The organism is Streptomyces sp. NPDC059917, from assembly GCF_042730635.1.
Lineage (GTDB): Bacteria > Actinomycetota > Actinomycetes > Streptomycetales > Streptomycetaceae > Streptomyces.
This window is the reverse complement of sequence record NZ_JBHWLC010000031.1, coordinates 1-14288: the sequence shown is the minus strand read 5'-3', so window position 1 is coordinate 14288 and position 14288 is coordinate 1. Positions and strand designations below refer to the sequence as shown.

Annotated in this window: 16 protein-coding genes and 1 pseudogene; 9 read left to right on the top strand and 8 right to left on the bottom strand. The window is 70.5% G+C overall.

Annotated elements, in window-relative coordinates; genetic code table 11:
* Window positions 1-55 precede the first annotated feature (55 nt).
* Complete coding sequence (locus ACFWAR_RS19400) at window positions 56-1249, bottom strand: PP2C family protein-serine/threonine phosphatase (RefSeq protein ID WP_385778680.1); 1194 nt, start codon at window positions 1247-1249, stop codon at window positions 56-58.
* Between the two features lie 619 nt (window positions 1250-1868).
* Between ACFWAR_RS19400 and tal the strand changes: the two genes are divergently transcribed.
* On the top strand, window positions 1869-3512 hold the full coding sequence (gene tal, locus ACFWAR_RS19395; protein WP_385778678.1) for a transaldolase: 1644 nt from the start codon (window positions 1869-1871) through the stop codon (window positions 3510-3512).
* 191 nt (window positions 3513-3703) lie between these two features.
* Here the strand turns inward: tal and ACFWAR_RS19390 are convergent, their stop codons facing one another.
* Window positions 3704-4510, bottom strand: a complete 807-nt coding sequence (locus ACFWAR_RS19390; protein WP_385778676.1) for an aminoglycoside phosphotransferase — start codon at window positions 4508-4510, stop codon at window positions 3704-3706.
* 640 nt (window positions 4511-5150) lie between these two features.
* Here ACFWAR_RS19390 and ACFWAR_RS19385 point away from each other — a divergent pair.
* From ACFWAR_RS19385 to ACFWAR_RS19375, 3 genes are all read left to right on the top strand, one after another.
* A complete protein-coding gene (locus tag ACFWAR_RS19385; protein WP_385778674.1) occupies window positions 5151-5540 on the top strand; it encodes a hypothetical protein in 390 nt (129 codons plus the stop codon).
* On the top strand, window positions 5537-5797 hold the full coding sequence (locus ACFWAR_RS19380; RefSeq protein ID WP_385778672.1) for a hypothetical protein: 261 nt from the start codon (window positions 5537-5539) through the stop codon (window positions 5795-5797). Before ACFWAR_RS19385 ends, ACFWAR_RS19380 begins: the two co-directional genes overlap by 4 nt.
* A gap of 396 nt (window positions 5798-6193) precedes the next feature.
* Entirely contained in the window at window positions 6194-6469 is a 276-nt protein-coding gene (locus ACFWAR_RS19375) for an isoamylase early set domain-containing protein (RefSeq protein ID WP_385778670.1), read from the top strand.
* Between the two features lie 18 nt (window positions 6470-6487).
* Here the strand turns inward: ACFWAR_RS19375 and ACFWAR_RS19370 are convergent, their stop codons facing one another.
* From ACFWAR_RS19370 to ACFWAR_RS19360, 3 genes are all read right to left on the bottom strand, one after another.
* Window positions 6488-6775 (bottom strand): hypothetical protein, encoded by a 288-nt coding sequence (locus tag ACFWAR_RS19370; protein ID WP_385778668.1) that lies wholly within the window; start codon window positions 6773-6775, stop codon window positions 6488-6490.
* Between the two features lie 103 nt (window positions 6776-6878).
* On the bottom strand, window positions 6879-7220 hold the full coding sequence (locus tag ACFWAR_RS19365) for an STAS domain-containing protein (RefSeq protein ID WP_385778666.1): 342 nt from the start codon (window positions 7218-7220) through the stop codon (window positions 6879-6881).
* 186 nt (window positions 7221-7406) lie between these two features.
* Window positions 7407-8072, bottom strand: a complete 666-nt coding sequence (locus ACFWAR_RS19360) for an HSP18 transcriptional regulator (protein WP_385778664.1) — start codon at window positions 8070-8072, stop codon at window positions 7407-7409.
* A gap of 129 nt (window positions 8073-8201) precedes the next feature.
* Here ACFWAR_RS19360 and ACFWAR_RS19355 point away from each other — a divergent pair, with 129 nt between their 5' ends.
* The 3 genes and pseudogenes from ACFWAR_RS19355 to ACFWAR_RS19345 all read left to right on the top strand — a co-directional run bounded on the left by ACFWAR_RS19355 (window position 8202) and on the right by ACFWAR_RS19345 (window position 9688).
* Window positions 8202-8636 (top strand): Hsp20/alpha crystallin family protein, encoded by a 435-nt coding sequence (locus tag ACFWAR_RS19355; RefSeq protein ID WP_385778662.1) that lies wholly within the window; start codon window positions 8202-8204, stop codon window positions 8634-8636.
* A 111-nt stretch (window positions 8637-8747) separates the two neighbouring features.
* Window positions 8748-9148 (top strand): annotated as a pseudogene (locus ACFWAR_RS19350) (DUF2267 domain-containing protein).
* Window positions 9149-9241: 93 nt separating this feature from the next.
* Window positions 9242-9688: a DUF2267 domain-containing protein gene (locus ACFWAR_RS19345; RefSeq protein WP_385778660.1), complete on the top strand. Its 447-nt coding sequence runs from the start codon at window positions 9242-9244 to the stop codon at window positions 9686-9688.
* Window positions 9689-9755: 67 nt separating this feature from the next.
* Here the strand turns inward: ACFWAR_RS19345 and ACFWAR_RS19340 are convergent, their stop codons facing one another.
* Both ACFWAR_RS19340 and ACFWAR_RS19335 read right to left on the bottom strand, forming a co-directional pair.
* Complete coding sequence (locus ACFWAR_RS19340) at window positions 9756-9929, bottom strand: CsbD family protein (RefSeq protein WP_385778658.1); 174 nt, start codon at window positions 9927-9929, stop codon at window positions 9756-9758.
* Window positions 9930-10060: 131 nt separating this feature from the next.
* Window positions 10061-10453, bottom strand: coding sequence for an ATP-binding protein (locus ACFWAR_RS19335; RefSeq protein WP_385778656.1), 393 nt, complete (start codon window positions 10451-10453; stop codon window positions 10061-10063).
* 877 nt (window positions 10454-11330) lie between these two features.
* On the opposite strand from ACFWAR_RS19335, the gene ACFWAR_RS19330 reads away from it, so the two are divergent.
* Window positions 11331-11669 carry a MerR family transcriptional regulator gene (locus tag ACFWAR_RS19330; RefSeq protein WP_385778654.1) on the top strand — a complete coding sequence of 113 codons (339 nt, stop codon included), beginning with the start codon at window positions 11331-11333 and terminating at the stop codon, window positions 11667-11669.
* 265 nt (window positions 11670-11934) lie between these two features.
* Here the strand turns inward: ACFWAR_RS19330 and ACFWAR_RS19325 are convergent, their stop codons facing one another.
* Complete coding sequence (locus ACFWAR_RS19325) at window positions 11935-12384, bottom strand: hypothetical protein (protein ID WP_385778828.1); 450 nt, start codon at window positions 12382-12384, stop codon at window positions 11935-11937.
* A 489-nt stretch (window positions 12385-12873) separates the two neighbouring features.
* On the opposite strand from ACFWAR_RS19325, the gene ACFWAR_RS19320 reads away from it, so the two are divergent.
* Entirely contained in the window at window positions 12874-13899 is a 1026-nt protein-coding gene (locus ACFWAR_RS19320; RefSeq protein ID WP_385778652.1) for a hypothetical protein, read from the top strand.
* Window positions 13900-14288: the final 389 nt, after the last annotated feature.

Below are 14288 nucleotides of genomic sequence, written 5' to 3'. Positions count from 1 at the left end.
GTGGCCCCTCACCCTCGTCTGGCCCGCCCGCGCTGGTCTTGTTCGCCCATGTGGGTCAGGTGGTCGTCCAGGGGGCTTCGCTGGGGCCGTGCCAGTCCAGGCACAGGACGGTCGCGTCGTCCTTCGGCGGCCGGCCGTCGTAGGCGTCGCTGACCGCGCCGACCAGGGTGCGCACGACCTCGCGCGGGTGCTCGGCGGCGGTCTTGCGCAGCAGAGCGGCCAGGTCGACGCTCTGCGCATCGCGTTCCTGCATGCCGTCTGTGTAGAGGAGAAGCCGGTCACCAGACCGCAGGTCCAGGTCCTGCACCGTGTAGGCGCCGTTCATGGAGGTGCAGCCGAACGGCAGGTTCACGGCGAGCCGCAGTTCCGTGACCGCACCTTCGCGGAGCAGCAGGGGCCAGGGGTGGCCGGCGTTGATGAGCTGGGCGCTGCTGCCGTCGAGGGCGATGCGCAGGAGCTGCCCCGTCGCCATCGTCTGACGCCCGTGGTCGAGGAGGGCCTGGTGGACCTGGCGGGCCTGTTCCGCGAGGGCTTCCCCGGCGCGGCGGGCGCCGCGGGAGGCGTTGACCAGGAGGGTGGCCATGAGGGAGGCGTCGACGTCGTGGCCCATGGCGTCGGTGATCGACAGGTGCAGGGTTTCGGTGTCGAGGCTGTAGTCGTAGGTGTCCCCGGCGATCGACGACGCGGGTACCAGGGCCCCGGCGAGCGTGAACTGCGGGGCCTCACACGCGGCTGCGGCGGGCAGGAGTTGGCGCTGGATCTCCGCCGCCAGACTCACCTGCGTGGTGCGGTTGCCCCAGTGGTAGAGGTCGGTGAACCTGCGGTCGGTGACCAGGATGTACGCCAGCGCGTGCGCGGCCTCCTCCACCTGCACCAGCACCTCCGGCGTGACCTCGGGCAGGAAGAGCTCCAGAACGCCGATGGTGTCGCCACGGTTCGTCACCGGCGCCAGGACGCGCTGCCCCTGCTCGCCATCCGCGGCGAGCGCGAGCTTCTGGCCGCGCAGCACCTCGTCGTAGACGCTGCTGCCCGCGAGCGGGATCTGCGCGGCCCGGTCCTCACGCTCCACGGAGGCGGTGCTGTGAACGCGCAGCAGCCGCCGGCCGACGATGTCGACGAGCAGGAACGACACGTAGCGGGCCTGGAACCGGTCCCGCAGGTTGCGGGCGACGACATCCAGGGAGTTCACCGGTGCGGCCGCTTCCGCGGCAGCCAAGACCTCCGCCAGTCCGATCCGCTCACGCGCCACATCAGCCTCCACAGGGTTCAAACCCTCCCCGCGCACCGTGGGGAGGGCGACGCGTCACAGACCCCGCGCGCAACGCCCGTGTTCATTTCTTCGCGTTCGCGCGGCGCACCGAATGCACAACGAGTCGCCCTCGCGATGGAGTCTCCCGCGAAGCTCATTCCCATACGCCGATCGACCGGTGAAAGAGAGCCGAACTGCCGGCCAGCGGCAGGCCCACGGATTGCCGCACCCCGAACCCGGCGGGTCTCGCGGCGGGCACCCGCTTTGATCAACGAGACGAAGGTCGGCGGGGCATGCGTGAGGGGGATGGGGGCATAAGCCGGGCGTGCCGCAGTCCCCCCTCCGGGGCAGGGCAACCAAGGTTCCGGCCTGCTGCGGCACACCAAACCTCCCCCCCGAGACGTATGGGCCTCCCAAGGCTTGCCCGCACGGCTCCTCGCGGGCGCCTTGGCCGTGGTCGTCGGCCATCAAGCCGGTCGTTTCGGGTATCGCGCTTGCTGCGGGGCGATCCGGGCAGGCGGGGAGAGAACCACCGTGCGAGTGCCGCCGCCGACAGCCCGCCCTCCAGGGCGAGGACATCCTCAGCGTGCGCGGCGCCGTACCGCTCTGGAGGTCCCGTATGCCCGTTTCCGCTGAACTCAGCCCGCTCGCCGCCCTGTCGGCGGCCGGGGTATCGGTCTGGCTCGACGATCTGTCCCGGGAGCTCCTCGCGGGCAAAGAGCTGCAGAGGCTGATCGCGGACAAGCACGTCGTGGGGGTCACCACGAATCCCACGATCTTCGCCTCGGCCCTGTCGAAGGGCGACCGCTACAACGAGCAGCTGCGGAGCCTGGGCCAGGAGGGAAGCAGCGTCGACGACGCCGTCTTCACCCTGACCACCGACGATGTCCGCCACGCCTGTCATGTCCTGGGCCCCGTGTACGAGCGGACCGCAGGGGTCGATGGGCGGGTGTCGATCGAGGTCGACCCGCGCTTGGCGCAGGATGTCGACTCCACCGTCGCCATGGCCCGCAAGCTCTGGGAGACGGTCGACCAGCCGAACCTGTTCATCAAGATCCCGGCCACCCACGCCGGGCTGGCCGCGATCACCGCGGTCACCGCCGAGGGCATCAGCGTCAACGTCACCCTGATCTTCTCCCTGGACCGCTACCGCGACGTGATGCACGCCTACCTCCGAGGCCTGGAGCAGGCCCAGGCCGCAGGCCGCGAGCTGGCGGACATCCACTCGGTGGCCTCCTTCTTCGTCTCCCGCGTCGACGTCGAGGTCGACCGCCGCCTCGACGCCATCGGCACGACCGAGGCGCTGGTGCTCAAGGGCAAGGCCGCGGTCGCCAACGCGCGCCTCGCCTTCCAGGCCTACGAGCAGATGCTCGTGGACCCGCGCTGGCAGCGGCTCGCCGCGGTGGGAGCCCGTACCCAGCGCCCGCTGTGGGCCTCCACCGGCGTCAAGAACCCCTTGTACCCCGACACGATGTACGTCCACGAGCTCGTGATCGCCGGCACCGTCAACACGATGCCCGGCGCCACGCTGGCCGCGTTCGCCGACCACGGCACGCTCCCCGCGCACGCCCCTACCGTGGAGGACTTCATGGCCGCCAAGGCCCACTTCGCCGCGCTGGAACGGGTCGGCATCGACTTCACCGACGTCACCGACACCCTGGAGCGCGAGGGGCTGACCACGTTCGAGGACAGCTGGAGCGAACTCGGCGTATCGGTCGCCCGCGAAATGCGGGCGAAGCCCGCAACAGCGGACACCGACCCCGAGAACGCCGAACTCCTGGCCATCTACCTGGGCGACCACTACGCCGCCGCCACCGGCGGCCTGGAACTGTTCCGTCGCGCCGCGGACGCCCGCAAAGACGAACAGGACGGGCGCGTACTCGCCGACCTCGCCGACCAGGTCGACGAGGACCGCGACGCACTGGCCACGATCATGACGGACCTGGACATCTCGACCAGCCAGCCCAAGACAACAGCGGGCTGGCTGGCGGAGAAGGCAGGCCGCCTCAAGACCAACGGACACCTCTTCTCCCGCTCCCCGCTCAGCGACGTCCTGGAAGCGGAAGCGATGCTGACGGGAGTCCACGGCAAGGCAGCCTGCTGGCGCACCCTGCGCGCACTGGCCCAGACCGACAGCCGGCTCAGCGCCGCCGACCTCGACGTACTGCTGGTACGCGCCGAGCGGCAGAGCACCACCCTGGAGGAGGTGCGCTCCGCCGCAGCCGCCCGAACGCTGGGATCCGGGCCGCAGACCACGCGATGACGGCGCCGAGGGCATCCGCAGGTGCCGGACAGCACGGCGGGCACCCGCGAGGCCAGTCCGTCCGCTCGACGAGAGGACAGCAGCGTGACGAGCAAGCAGTTCGACGCGGCGCGGGGCGGCAGGTCCGTGGTGCATCCGGTAGCCGGGCATGCTGGCTGGGACGGGGCACTGGCGTCCGCGCAGGAGGTCTTTCAGGGTGAAGCCCAGTAGCCGGCCCAGGCTCGTGCCGCTTGGATCGTCTCCTCCAGTTCCGCCATGCCGTGCTCCTGCATGTGTTCCCAGGCGCGGGCTTCGGCCTCGGTGAGGATCGCCACCGATTCCCGGGGGGCTTGCGCGAAGGCGGGGATGGTCCGCGCCCAGGTGGCTGCCTGCTGCGGGGTTTGCCAGCCGTCCAGGATCAGCCGGAACCCCCACAGCGCGGCATCCACCCATGCCGGACCGCGCAACGCCCAGGACCAGTCGGTCAACCAGGCGCGGCCGTCCGGTTCGATCATGAAGTTGGAGGCCGCCGGGTCGGAGTGTACGAGTCGGTCACCGGTCAGGAGTGGTTCGTCGGCGGGATCGCAGTAGTCGCTCCACCGGTCCCATGCCGTCGGCAGGCCGCTCTCGGGGGCCGGGTGTCCGCTCAACTCGGACAGGACGGCGGCGATCGGCTCCAGGTGCTGGCTCTCGGCCGCGTACCACGCCCATGGGGTCGCGGTCGCTCCGTAGAACCCGAGTAGGAGCCACCCCCCTGCCTCCACCCGCCAGAGCAGCTTCGGCGCGCAGCCCGGGAGGAAGGCGTTCACGGCCTCCTCCGCCTTCAACTCGTCCACTCGCTCGTGATCCAGCGGCAGCCCCTTGACGAACACCTTCTGCGCGCCCGGCGGGAAGAACAGCGACGTGAGCGCCGAGGCCGTTCCGACGTCGATGTCGGCCCGCGGGCAGTTGAGGCCGACATGGTCGTCGATGGCCTGGCGAACGGCTTCGGGGAGTTCCTCGTAGGGGTGCTTCCCCACGCGGTCGACCGTCACGTTCAGGTCCGGGGCTGCGGCGGGTTGGGCGGGAAGGGCGGGTTCTTGTCCGGCCGGGTGGGAGCGGTGTCAGGCCGAGGCTTGGGGGGATTGGAGGTGGGGTGGGTGTTCGGACGGCGATCCAGGGCAGGGCTCGTCATGGCGGGCAACGTACCGGCACCGACCGCTCGCCGCTGGCCGTTGCACGAATTGGCCGAGTTCCGCGGGCCCCAAGGGAGAGGTGCGGTTCCTTGGGGACCCGCATGATCAAAGTTCATGGGCGGGCGACAGCCGGGCCATGACTGCCATACCGTCCAGCGGTCCGGGCCGCCGCGCGGTTCACGACGGCCACGAACTGATGCTCGAACGAGGCCCGTGTGGACAGAGTCCGGCGCTGAGGGGGAGAAATCTCCCTCCTCTCGGTTGATGCGACCTTGATCGATACGTGGCGGCTCCGACCGGTAGTTGGCAGCCCCGATACCGAGTCACGGAGCGTGCTGGAGCAGACCGGACCTCACGCCGTCACCCTGCCTCGGCAACAGTTGTCTGCAAGATCCTCGTTTGTGTGAACTGGCGCCGGATCGGACTGATTGAGGCGCAGGCTTGGTGATCATGAAGGCTCAGTGGCACTCACAGGACGGGCATCATGACGAAGTTTCAGTGGAGGGCCGCCGGCGCGGTCATGGCGGCGGCCCTGCTGACCGGCGGGCTCACTTCCGGTCCGGCACAGGCCGACTCCAATACGAAGATCTACGACAAGCCGGGCAGTTACTCGGTCAGCCTGCCCAACGGCAAGAGCGAAATGACGATCGTTCTCGTCGGTGGTGGCGGGGGCGGCGGCGGTGCCGGTCTCTACAGCGAGATGTACGGCACGGGCGGAGGCGGCGGTGGTGGCGGCGCCGCCGGGCTGGTCAAGTGCACCCTGTCGGGCATCAAGGAGGGGTCGGCGATCACTCTGCATGTCGGAGGCGCGGGCGGGGGCGGCCGACGAGTGGCCGGGGCGGCGGCTACCACTGCGCAGGGTGGATTGCCGTGACTCCGGTGGGCGGTGCTCCCCAAGACCAGTTCGACGTCTACGGATCGGGTAAGGCGGGGGCCGCCGGCGCAGCGGGCGGTAACGCCGAAAAGCCGGCCGGCGGATCCGGGGGCGCCGCCGGCAAGCGCGGCACTGGCGCAGACCTGCCCACGGACATCCCGGCAACCGCGGGCCAGGGCGCGGTAGGCGGCTCCAGCGGCAAGAACAACACCAGCGGCGCCGAGGGAGGCACCGGCTACGCGGTCTTGAGCTGGTGACCGCCCCGTCAGGCCCTCGCGTTCGTGTTCGCGGACACCACCCAGGCGAAGGTCGACAACACGGTCGCCGTGCTGGAGGAGGCGGGCCGGCGCCCGGGGTGACCGTCTCGGCGGTGGGTCACCTCGTCCGTGCTGGCCTGGTGGTCCACCTCGTCGGCGATCCTGACGTCCCTCCGGTCTATTCGAGATGGGTCGCAGTGGCGCTGGACGGTCGGTGCGCGGTGGAAGGGGCGGTGCCTGCCGTGTTGTGGGGGCTGGGGCGGGGTCCGTTGCCCAGGACCGGATGGGTGGAACCGGCTGTGTCGCGCGGCCGCATCTCGGGGCGCGGGCACGGAAGAGGGTAAGGATGCGGGGCTCGTTCCCTGCCTTCTTCGTGTTGTTGAGGTTGGAGTTGTCGTGCTCGAACGTAAGAAGCTCAAGGGCGGTACGCAGGTCACTTTCGTCCTGCCGGCGGATACTCCGGACGGGCCGGTGAGCGTGGTCGGGGACTTCAACCACTGGAACCCCGCCGCGCACCCGCTCATCGAGCGTGGTGACGGCACACGCGCTGCAAGCGTGGCTTTGGCCGCGCATACCGCGCATTCCTTCCGCTACCTCGCGGCCGGGGACTACTGGTTCGACGAGGCGCACGCGGACGGCCGCGACGGAGCCAACAGCCGCGTCCACACCTAGACACCCCGCACGCGCCGGCTACAGGTCGTACACGGCGGTGAGGGAGCGGCCGAGTTCTTCGAGGACGGCCTCGGCTTCGACGAGGTAGCGCGCGCTGGGGATGCGACCGCCGGAGCCTTTGTCGAGCCAGAGCATGGCGGGTGCCAGGACGGCGGTGTAGCCGCCTGCCAGGCGCCCCAGACGGGTGCGGGTGGTGGCCGCGATGACGGCCAGGCTCGCTACCGCCTGCTGCACCCGCTCGACCCGGGCCTCCACCATGCCGCTACCCGCCCCGGCGTCCGTGTCGGGGCGGGGCGAGGGCGTCAAGAAGCCCCCGGGCCTGCTCGCGTTCCCCGCTCACAGGCTCCCAACCATCGCGATTGCGCGCTTCCCCGGGGGCTCTTCACGATCTGGTGCCTGCCTTCCGCGTTCACCGCGGGGACGAAGGGTCGGCCGCCGGGCTCGGGGGCAGGAACAGGTCCTTGGTGCCGGTGAGGTCCAGTACCCTCAGCCCCTGCTCGCGCAGGCCGCGCACCTGCAGGGCTGAGCCTGCGGCCAGTGCGCGGCGGCGCAGGGCGCACAGGAGGTTGATGGCGCTGGAATCCATGAAAGTGACGCCAGCGAAGTCCATCACGATGGTTTGGCCGGTCAGGTCTATGGCGTTGGTGGTCTCGGTGACGTACGGGACGGTGTCCATGTCGAGTGCGCCCGTGAGGGTGACCACGGTCCGGCCGGAGCACGTGGTGACGTCGACGTCCAGGTGAGGAATCATGTTCTGACCGCCTTCCCGGTCTCGGAGCCCTAGCCCTCTTTCGGTCGGCTCTCGGATGCGAGCGGATATAGGCGCGGAGCGCCGACTACGACGCTGCGGCGTGCATCGCCATCGGGCTGATCGCGCCGGAAGGAGTCGGCGGCTCCGCCCTGGGCGCCTCGCCGGTTGAGGGTTCAAGGGTGGGGGTCACGTGCTGCGTTGGTCGTGGGTGTCCTGGCGGAGTTGGTCGGTGTGGCGGGTCAGGGCGTCGATGCGGTCTGCGAGCTCGGCGTCTTGGGGGCGCAGGTGTGGCCGGGTGTCGGTCAGCGGGCGAACGAGGCGGGCCGCGTCGTTGTCGGCGAGGGCCAGGTTCAGGTCGCCGACGGCGTCTTCCGCGCCGGCCGGGAGGCCGGTGAGGGAGGTGACCTGCCCGGCGAGCCGGCGCAGGTCGGCCGCGTTGCCACGAGCCCAGGCGGTCACGGACCGGTCGGCGGCCCGCGTGTCGCGCGTGGCCTGGACGCGCTGTTCACCAGTACTTCCAGCGGTGCCGGGGCGCAGGCGCAGGTAGCGGCGTTCGGCGGCCTGACGGCTGGCGACTCCGAGGGGTCCGGCGAGGTCGGCCCAGCTCGCACCGCGTCCGCGGGCGGTTTCGATCAGTCCGCTCTCCCACCCGGCGAGCTCCTCACGGATCTCGCGCAGCATCAGCAGCGCGGCCAGGGGGTCCGGACCCGCCGCTGACAGGGGTTCCGTCGCGGACTCCGGTGTGCCCGAGGGTGGCTGATGCGCGGCCTTGAGGGCCTGGCCGATGGCCTCCAGGGCCGCGGCGGCCGCGGGGAAGGAGGGCTGTGGTGGCGGTGGGGCGGACTCGGCCATGATGCTCTCCCAGCTGGTGTCACCTTCTGGATGACGCCTTGCTTGTCATCGTTTCGATGACATGTTACAACGAATGCGCGTTGAAGCGCATTGGCAGTTTCTGCCTGAACCAACTGGAGGTGTTTCGCGATGTTGATGCGCACTGACCCGTTCCGCGAGATGGACCGGATCGTCCAGCAGCTGTCGGGTAGTTCGGGCACGTGGTCGAAGCCGTCGGTCATGCCGATGGACGCCTACCGCGAGGGCGAGGAGTACGTGATCGCCTTCGACCTCCCCGGCGTGAGCCCCGAGGCGATCGACATCGACGTCGAGCGGAACATGCTGACCGTGAAGGCGGAACGCCGCCCGGTCGCGAAGGCCGACGCCGTGAAGGTGGAGCTCTCCGAGCGGCCCCTGGGCGTCTTCTTCCGCCAGATCGTCCTCGCGGACACCCTGGACACCGAGCGCATCCACGCCGACTACGACGCGGGTGTCCTGACCCTGCGGATCCCGATCGCCGAGCGCGCCAAGCCCCGCAAGATCAGCATCGGTGGCGAGTCCAGCCGCAAGCAGATCTCCGGCTAACCCCTCCCGTATCGGCCGGCCGCGGAGGGCGGGGGAGCGCCGATTCCCCCTCCGGCACCCCGCCCTCCGCACCCCCTGGCCCCCCTTCACCCCTTTGTCGGAGGTGACGTGATGTCGATGCGCAGGGAAGCGTTCCTGGCCCACGTCCAGGAACGGGGCGAGTACGAGACCCCGGAAGAAGCCGACCGTGTTGCCCGCGTCGTCCTGGCGCTGCTGGGCGCCCACCTGGTCGGCAGCGTCCGGGCCGAGCTCGCGGCACGGCTGCCCGAGACGTACGCCCTGATCCTCCTCAATCCCCTCCAGGCGGCGGAGCCGCTCTCGCCGGAGCGGTTCGTCCGTGCGACCGCGGCCTGGATAGAGGGCGCCACCGAGAAGACGGCCCGGCCCTTTGGGGCAACGGCGCGGTCCTGTCCACCGCGGCCGCCGCCGCCGGGGACGTCCTCGCCCGCGAGGTCCTGCTCCAGCTGCCCCCGGGTTACGACCTCCGCTTCAGCCACCCCCAGCCCACCTGAACGCCGACCCACCTGCCCCAGAACCCAGACCCCAGGTCCCTGACCGCGACCGGCCAGACGCCGGATCCATCGCAGAGAAAGGCAACCGCAGCCATGTACGACCAGCCTCGACCGCACCCGTCCGCTCCCGTCATGACGTTCGACCAGGTGCTGGAGCGCGTGCGCTACGAGGGCGCCTACCCCACCCGGGAGCGCGCGGCAGAAGCCGTCCACCAGGTCCTGGCCGCCCTCGGCCGGCAGCTCACCGGCGAGGAATGCTACGACCTCGCCCACTGCCTGCCCATCGAGGCCGCCGTTACCCTGACCGCCCAGATCCCCGACGCCGAAAACCTCACCGGATGGGGCTTCGTCAAGGACCTGGCCGCCCGCACCGGCGCCACCCCGGCGACCGCCCGCTGGGACACCGGCGCTGTCCTCACCGTCGCAGGCCGCCTCGCCGGCCCCGACCTCCTCGCCCGCCTCCTGGCCCGCCTCCCCGATGGCTACGCGCTCCTGTTCGGCCAGGCCGAACTGCGCCGCCCCCAGCCTGTCGCCGCCTGACCGACCGGGTCCGGACACACGTCAGGGCCGGGACCGCTCCCGCGGTCCCGGCCCTGACGTGTGAGATTCAGTGCTTGAAGACGTCCTTGACCTTCTCCTTGGCCTCACGTGCATCGCCCTTGGCCTGCTCCGCACGGCCCTCGGCGGTCAGCTCTTCGTTGCCCGTCAGGCGCCCAGCGGCCTCCTTGAGCTTGCCCTTGCCCTGCTCAACCTTCGCCTCGGCCTTCTGCTCACCAGACACAGCTGATCACTCCCTCTTCGATGGAAACGTCTTACGCAACCCCGTATGGCCACTGAAGGCGCCCGTAAACAGTCCGGCCGCAGCCATGCCCCGGCCGGCCCCGCGGGGAAGCGGTACGGCGGCCCCGCGAGCTACCGGGGGAGGAGGGCGTGGACGGTCTTGCCGCCGTCCGTGGTGAGCGTGACGGCGACGTGGTGGGCGAGGTCGTTGACCATATGCCAGCCGAATCCGCCCGTCCCCTCGACCAGGTCGGGCGTCCGCGCCCGAGGCGGCTGCGGGCTCCGATCCCCGACGGCGACCTCGATGCCGCCGGGGTGGGCGGTCAGGCGCAGCGTGTAGGAGCCGCCACCGTGGCGCAGGGCGTTCGTCACGAGCTCGGAGACCACCAGGATCACGGTGTCGGCCTGCTCCGGGCCGAGGGCCTGCTGCCCAAGACCGCCAAGGAACGCGCGGGCGGCTCGGCGTGCCTCGGCGACGGCGGACAGGGAACCAAGGGCCGTGTGCTCGGCGCTCGTCGTGGTCATCACGCGCTCCGGGTTCTGTGGTCGGTGTCCAGTCCTGCGTGCCCCGTCGTTGTCCCCCCGACCTGAGCCGTCCAACCCTGACCGCACCCGATTACCTCAGAACTGCGCGCATGAAAATCTATGACGGCCAGAGTAGACATTGGGCAGTGGTCCGGTTATGGTTTCTCTCGTAGCCCAGAAAGACCGCAAGGTCTGGCAGAAACGAACTGCCGGGCAAGCAGTACCCGCAGGTGCAGTTGTCGGACGGTGCGGTGGTGGAGCCTCGAAGCCAGAGCAGTTGCGGGACGGCGACGGGACTGACTACCGGACCGGGTGGCCCGCAGTCATCAGGGGCCGCCGCAGGCAGTACCGCAGTTCACGCAGTGGTGCAGTACCCGCAGTGAAGTCAGTGAGAGCAACACCTCGGTGAAGGCGTCGGCTGCGGACGCGCGCACCGGGAGGTTCGGCAGCGGGGTTCTAAGCCAGAGCAGACGCACGATGGGCGACGGGGCTGGCTGCCGGAACGTGGCGCTCGGACAGGCCACGAGCAGTACAGAAAGATGCAGTACGCAGTACCAGCAGTGCCGAGTGAAGCAGTACACGCAGGTCGCAGTACCAGCAGTTGAGCAGTTGATCATCCGAGGGACGAACGGAGGAATTGGGCGCCATCAGGATCGCCCGGGCCGAATGTGGAGCCCGGGTACCGCAGGACATCGATAGCGAGGTGGTCTCCGGTCAAGCAACCGCGATCCCCGCACCCCCGACAGCATGCCGGTCGGGCACGCGGACACAGAAGGCCGGCGCAGTTCCAGGGCCGGCAGATGGTGTAGTCAGTTCCTTCGGGGCCCTGGTGCCATAGGCACCAGGGCCCCTCCACGCGTTTCATGAGAGAGGTGCAATGACAGCAGACGACTCGTTCGACCGTCTCGATGACGACGACTACCCCGCCTACACCATGGGCCGGGCCGCCGAGATGATCGGCACCACCCAGGGCTTCCTCCGCGCACTTGGAGAGGCCCGCCTCATCACCCCGCTGCGCTCCGAGGGCGGACACCGCCGCTACTCCCGCTACCAGCTGCGCATCGCCGCCCGCGCCCGCGAACTCGTCGACCAGGGCACCCCCATCGAGGCCGCCTGCCGCATCATCATCCTCGAAGACCAGCTCGAAGAAGCCCAGCGCATCAACGCCGAATACCGCCACGCCGCCGCAGCCGCGGACCCGACAACAGCGGCTTGAAGCCGGACGCGCCCGCCGGACACCGGCGGCCCCGCACCCGCCTCCGAGGTAACCCCAGACGCGATCATCACCTCCCGTCCAGGCGTGAGCACCAGCATCGGCCATCCCTTGGCGACCCGCTCTTGACGACGGGCGAAACTTCGCCGAGCAGTACGGGATATCCCAGGACCGGCAAGAATCCCGGCTAGCCTGATCGAACCGTCGGCCCCGGCCCTGCCCTCCCCCCCCGAGGGGCAGTACCGGGGCCGTTCTGGCGCCCGGGAATTCACTCCTCTGCGCCGTCGTCATCGTCATCAAGGTCGACGTCGTCCGGGGCACGCAGGGGCCGCAGTCCGCTGACCGACGGGGAGGCGGTGAAGCTGTAGCGGCCGAGCACGTTCAGATTCTTGTGCTTGAGCGGGGACAGCCGGGGGCCACTGACTGGCTGCGCTGGTCCCCATGGCCGGGCATCACCGACGCACCCGCCCTGGTGCTCGACACCGTCCGCGCCGTCGCCGCATTCGTGAAGGCCCGTACCGAGGAAGTGGCTCGGCAGCTCGCCGGGCAGCGCGGCACGGCCGACGTCGCCGAACTGCTCCCCATCCCCGACGCTCTGGGCCAAGCCGCCGACCTCGCCGGGCACGGTCTGTAGCGCGAACTGGCCGGCGGGCAGCCGGACGACGACGCGGTCCGGCTGCTGTGGCGGACGCTGCTGAACACCGCCCAGCCCTTCCACACCCATTCCGGGCTGCCCGAAGCCGCCCGGCACGACCTGCGGCGGCCGGTTCGGCGTAGCCCGTCAGGCCGGGGCCGCGACCGGCTCGCCGCTGCGCGGGCCAGGCACCGTCGCCGCCATGGCGGCAACGAGGTCGAGGCGGGAGGTCATGTCCAGCTCGAACCGGCCCTAGGGAGATGCTCGGCCGCTACGCCTTCGCTCCCACCCAGCCCGAGGGCCGCCTGCGCCCCCTGCGCGACCCGGACGCGGCGGACGGCGACCGAGGCACGCTGGCGAACGAGCAGTCCCGGCGGGCTCATCGGCGGCAAGCCGTACATCTCGGTCCGCGCGTCGCGGGTGAAGCCGATCTTCTTCGGCCAGTGTTCCCGTCGTCGGCGTAGGCGGACGTTCACCGGGGGAGTGAGCATCATGCGATCGGGGTGATCTCGGTCGCGCGGGCGGTTCTCCTGGTGAAGATGCCCGCCGACCTGCCGTCTTGGGGAGAATCCGATGTCCATACGCCGCCCGTCCGCGCACTCCGCTCCGTGGAGAGCCACGGTTTCCGCCACCGCCGCCCTGGCTGCCGCATGCGGCCTGGTCATCGCCTTACCCGGCCAGGCATCGGCCGCCCCGTCGATCACCTGCACCGTCAACTTCGTCGAGGTGTCGGGGACGACGATCCACGGCACCAGCGGTGACGACACGATCCGCTGCGGGGAAGGCGTCGTGCGCGGTACGTTCGTCGAAGCCGGGCCCGGGAACGACACGATCATCGTCCTGGGCGAGACCTCGTCGGGCACCCCGAGCGGCAACGGCCAGATCGGCAACGACGGGACCATCGACGGCGGCCCCGGCAACGACACCATCTTCGTCAGGGGCGGCGACGGCGACAGCGGATACGTGACCGATCGCGGAGGGAACGGCGGGGACGGCAACAACCGGACCATCCTCGGCGGAGGCGGCATCGACCACATCACCGTCATCGGCGGCGGCGGAGGCGAGGGAGGGATCAAGAGGGGAGACGGCGGCACCGGCGGCATCGGCAACGACGGCTACATCAGCGCCCAGGGCACCGTCATCGCCGGCGGCGGCCCTGGCGGCAGCGCGATGTCGCCCGGCAACTGGGACGCCGACGGCGGAGCGGGCGGTGACGGCAGCAACAGCGAGATCTACCTGCTCGCCAGCCCCGACAACCGGGCGGTGATCAGCGGTGGGCCCGGCGGGAACGGCAGTGCCGCCGGCGAAGGCGGCAACGGAGGCCACGGCACCGACGGAGTCACCCAGGTCACCGGAACCGCGGACATCCGCGGTGGCAACGGAGGCAGGGCCGGACGCCAGGGCGAGGAAGGCGGCAACGGAGGCCACGGCAACAACGACCACCTCACCATCACCAGCCCCACCCTCCCCGCCAGCACCCTCCTGGGAGGCGACGGCGGCCCCGGACGCCCCGGCGGCGCCGCCGGTCTGGGCAACAACGGAAACATCACCGGCGACATCACGGCCCTCAACGGCACCACCGGCCCAACCCTCCCCTGACCGGCCGCACACCCCCGCGCGGCGAGACCGCGCCGGGACGCCTGCTGCGCCTTGCTCGGTGGTCGGCAACCCGAGAAGCGGCCCGAATCCGAGGCTAGACCGGCGGACCCGGGGCCGGGAGCTCGGCCCGCAGCAACTCCGTGCCAGCGGATCCACCGCGCCCGGCACCCGCGCAACGCCTCTTCGTGCAACGTCCCGCCGTCACTGACAGGGGGGCGCAGATGGCTGGCGGGCGTAGAGCCGCCAGCAGCGCATGGCAGGCATACCCCGCGCGCTTCGGATTCTGCCCTGGTTAGACGCCATTTCGTTTGGTGTGATCTTGCGGCAGTCTGGTGTGGTGACGACTGGGCTTGTGCAGCGGATGGTGCCGGACGGCTTGTGGGAGTTGT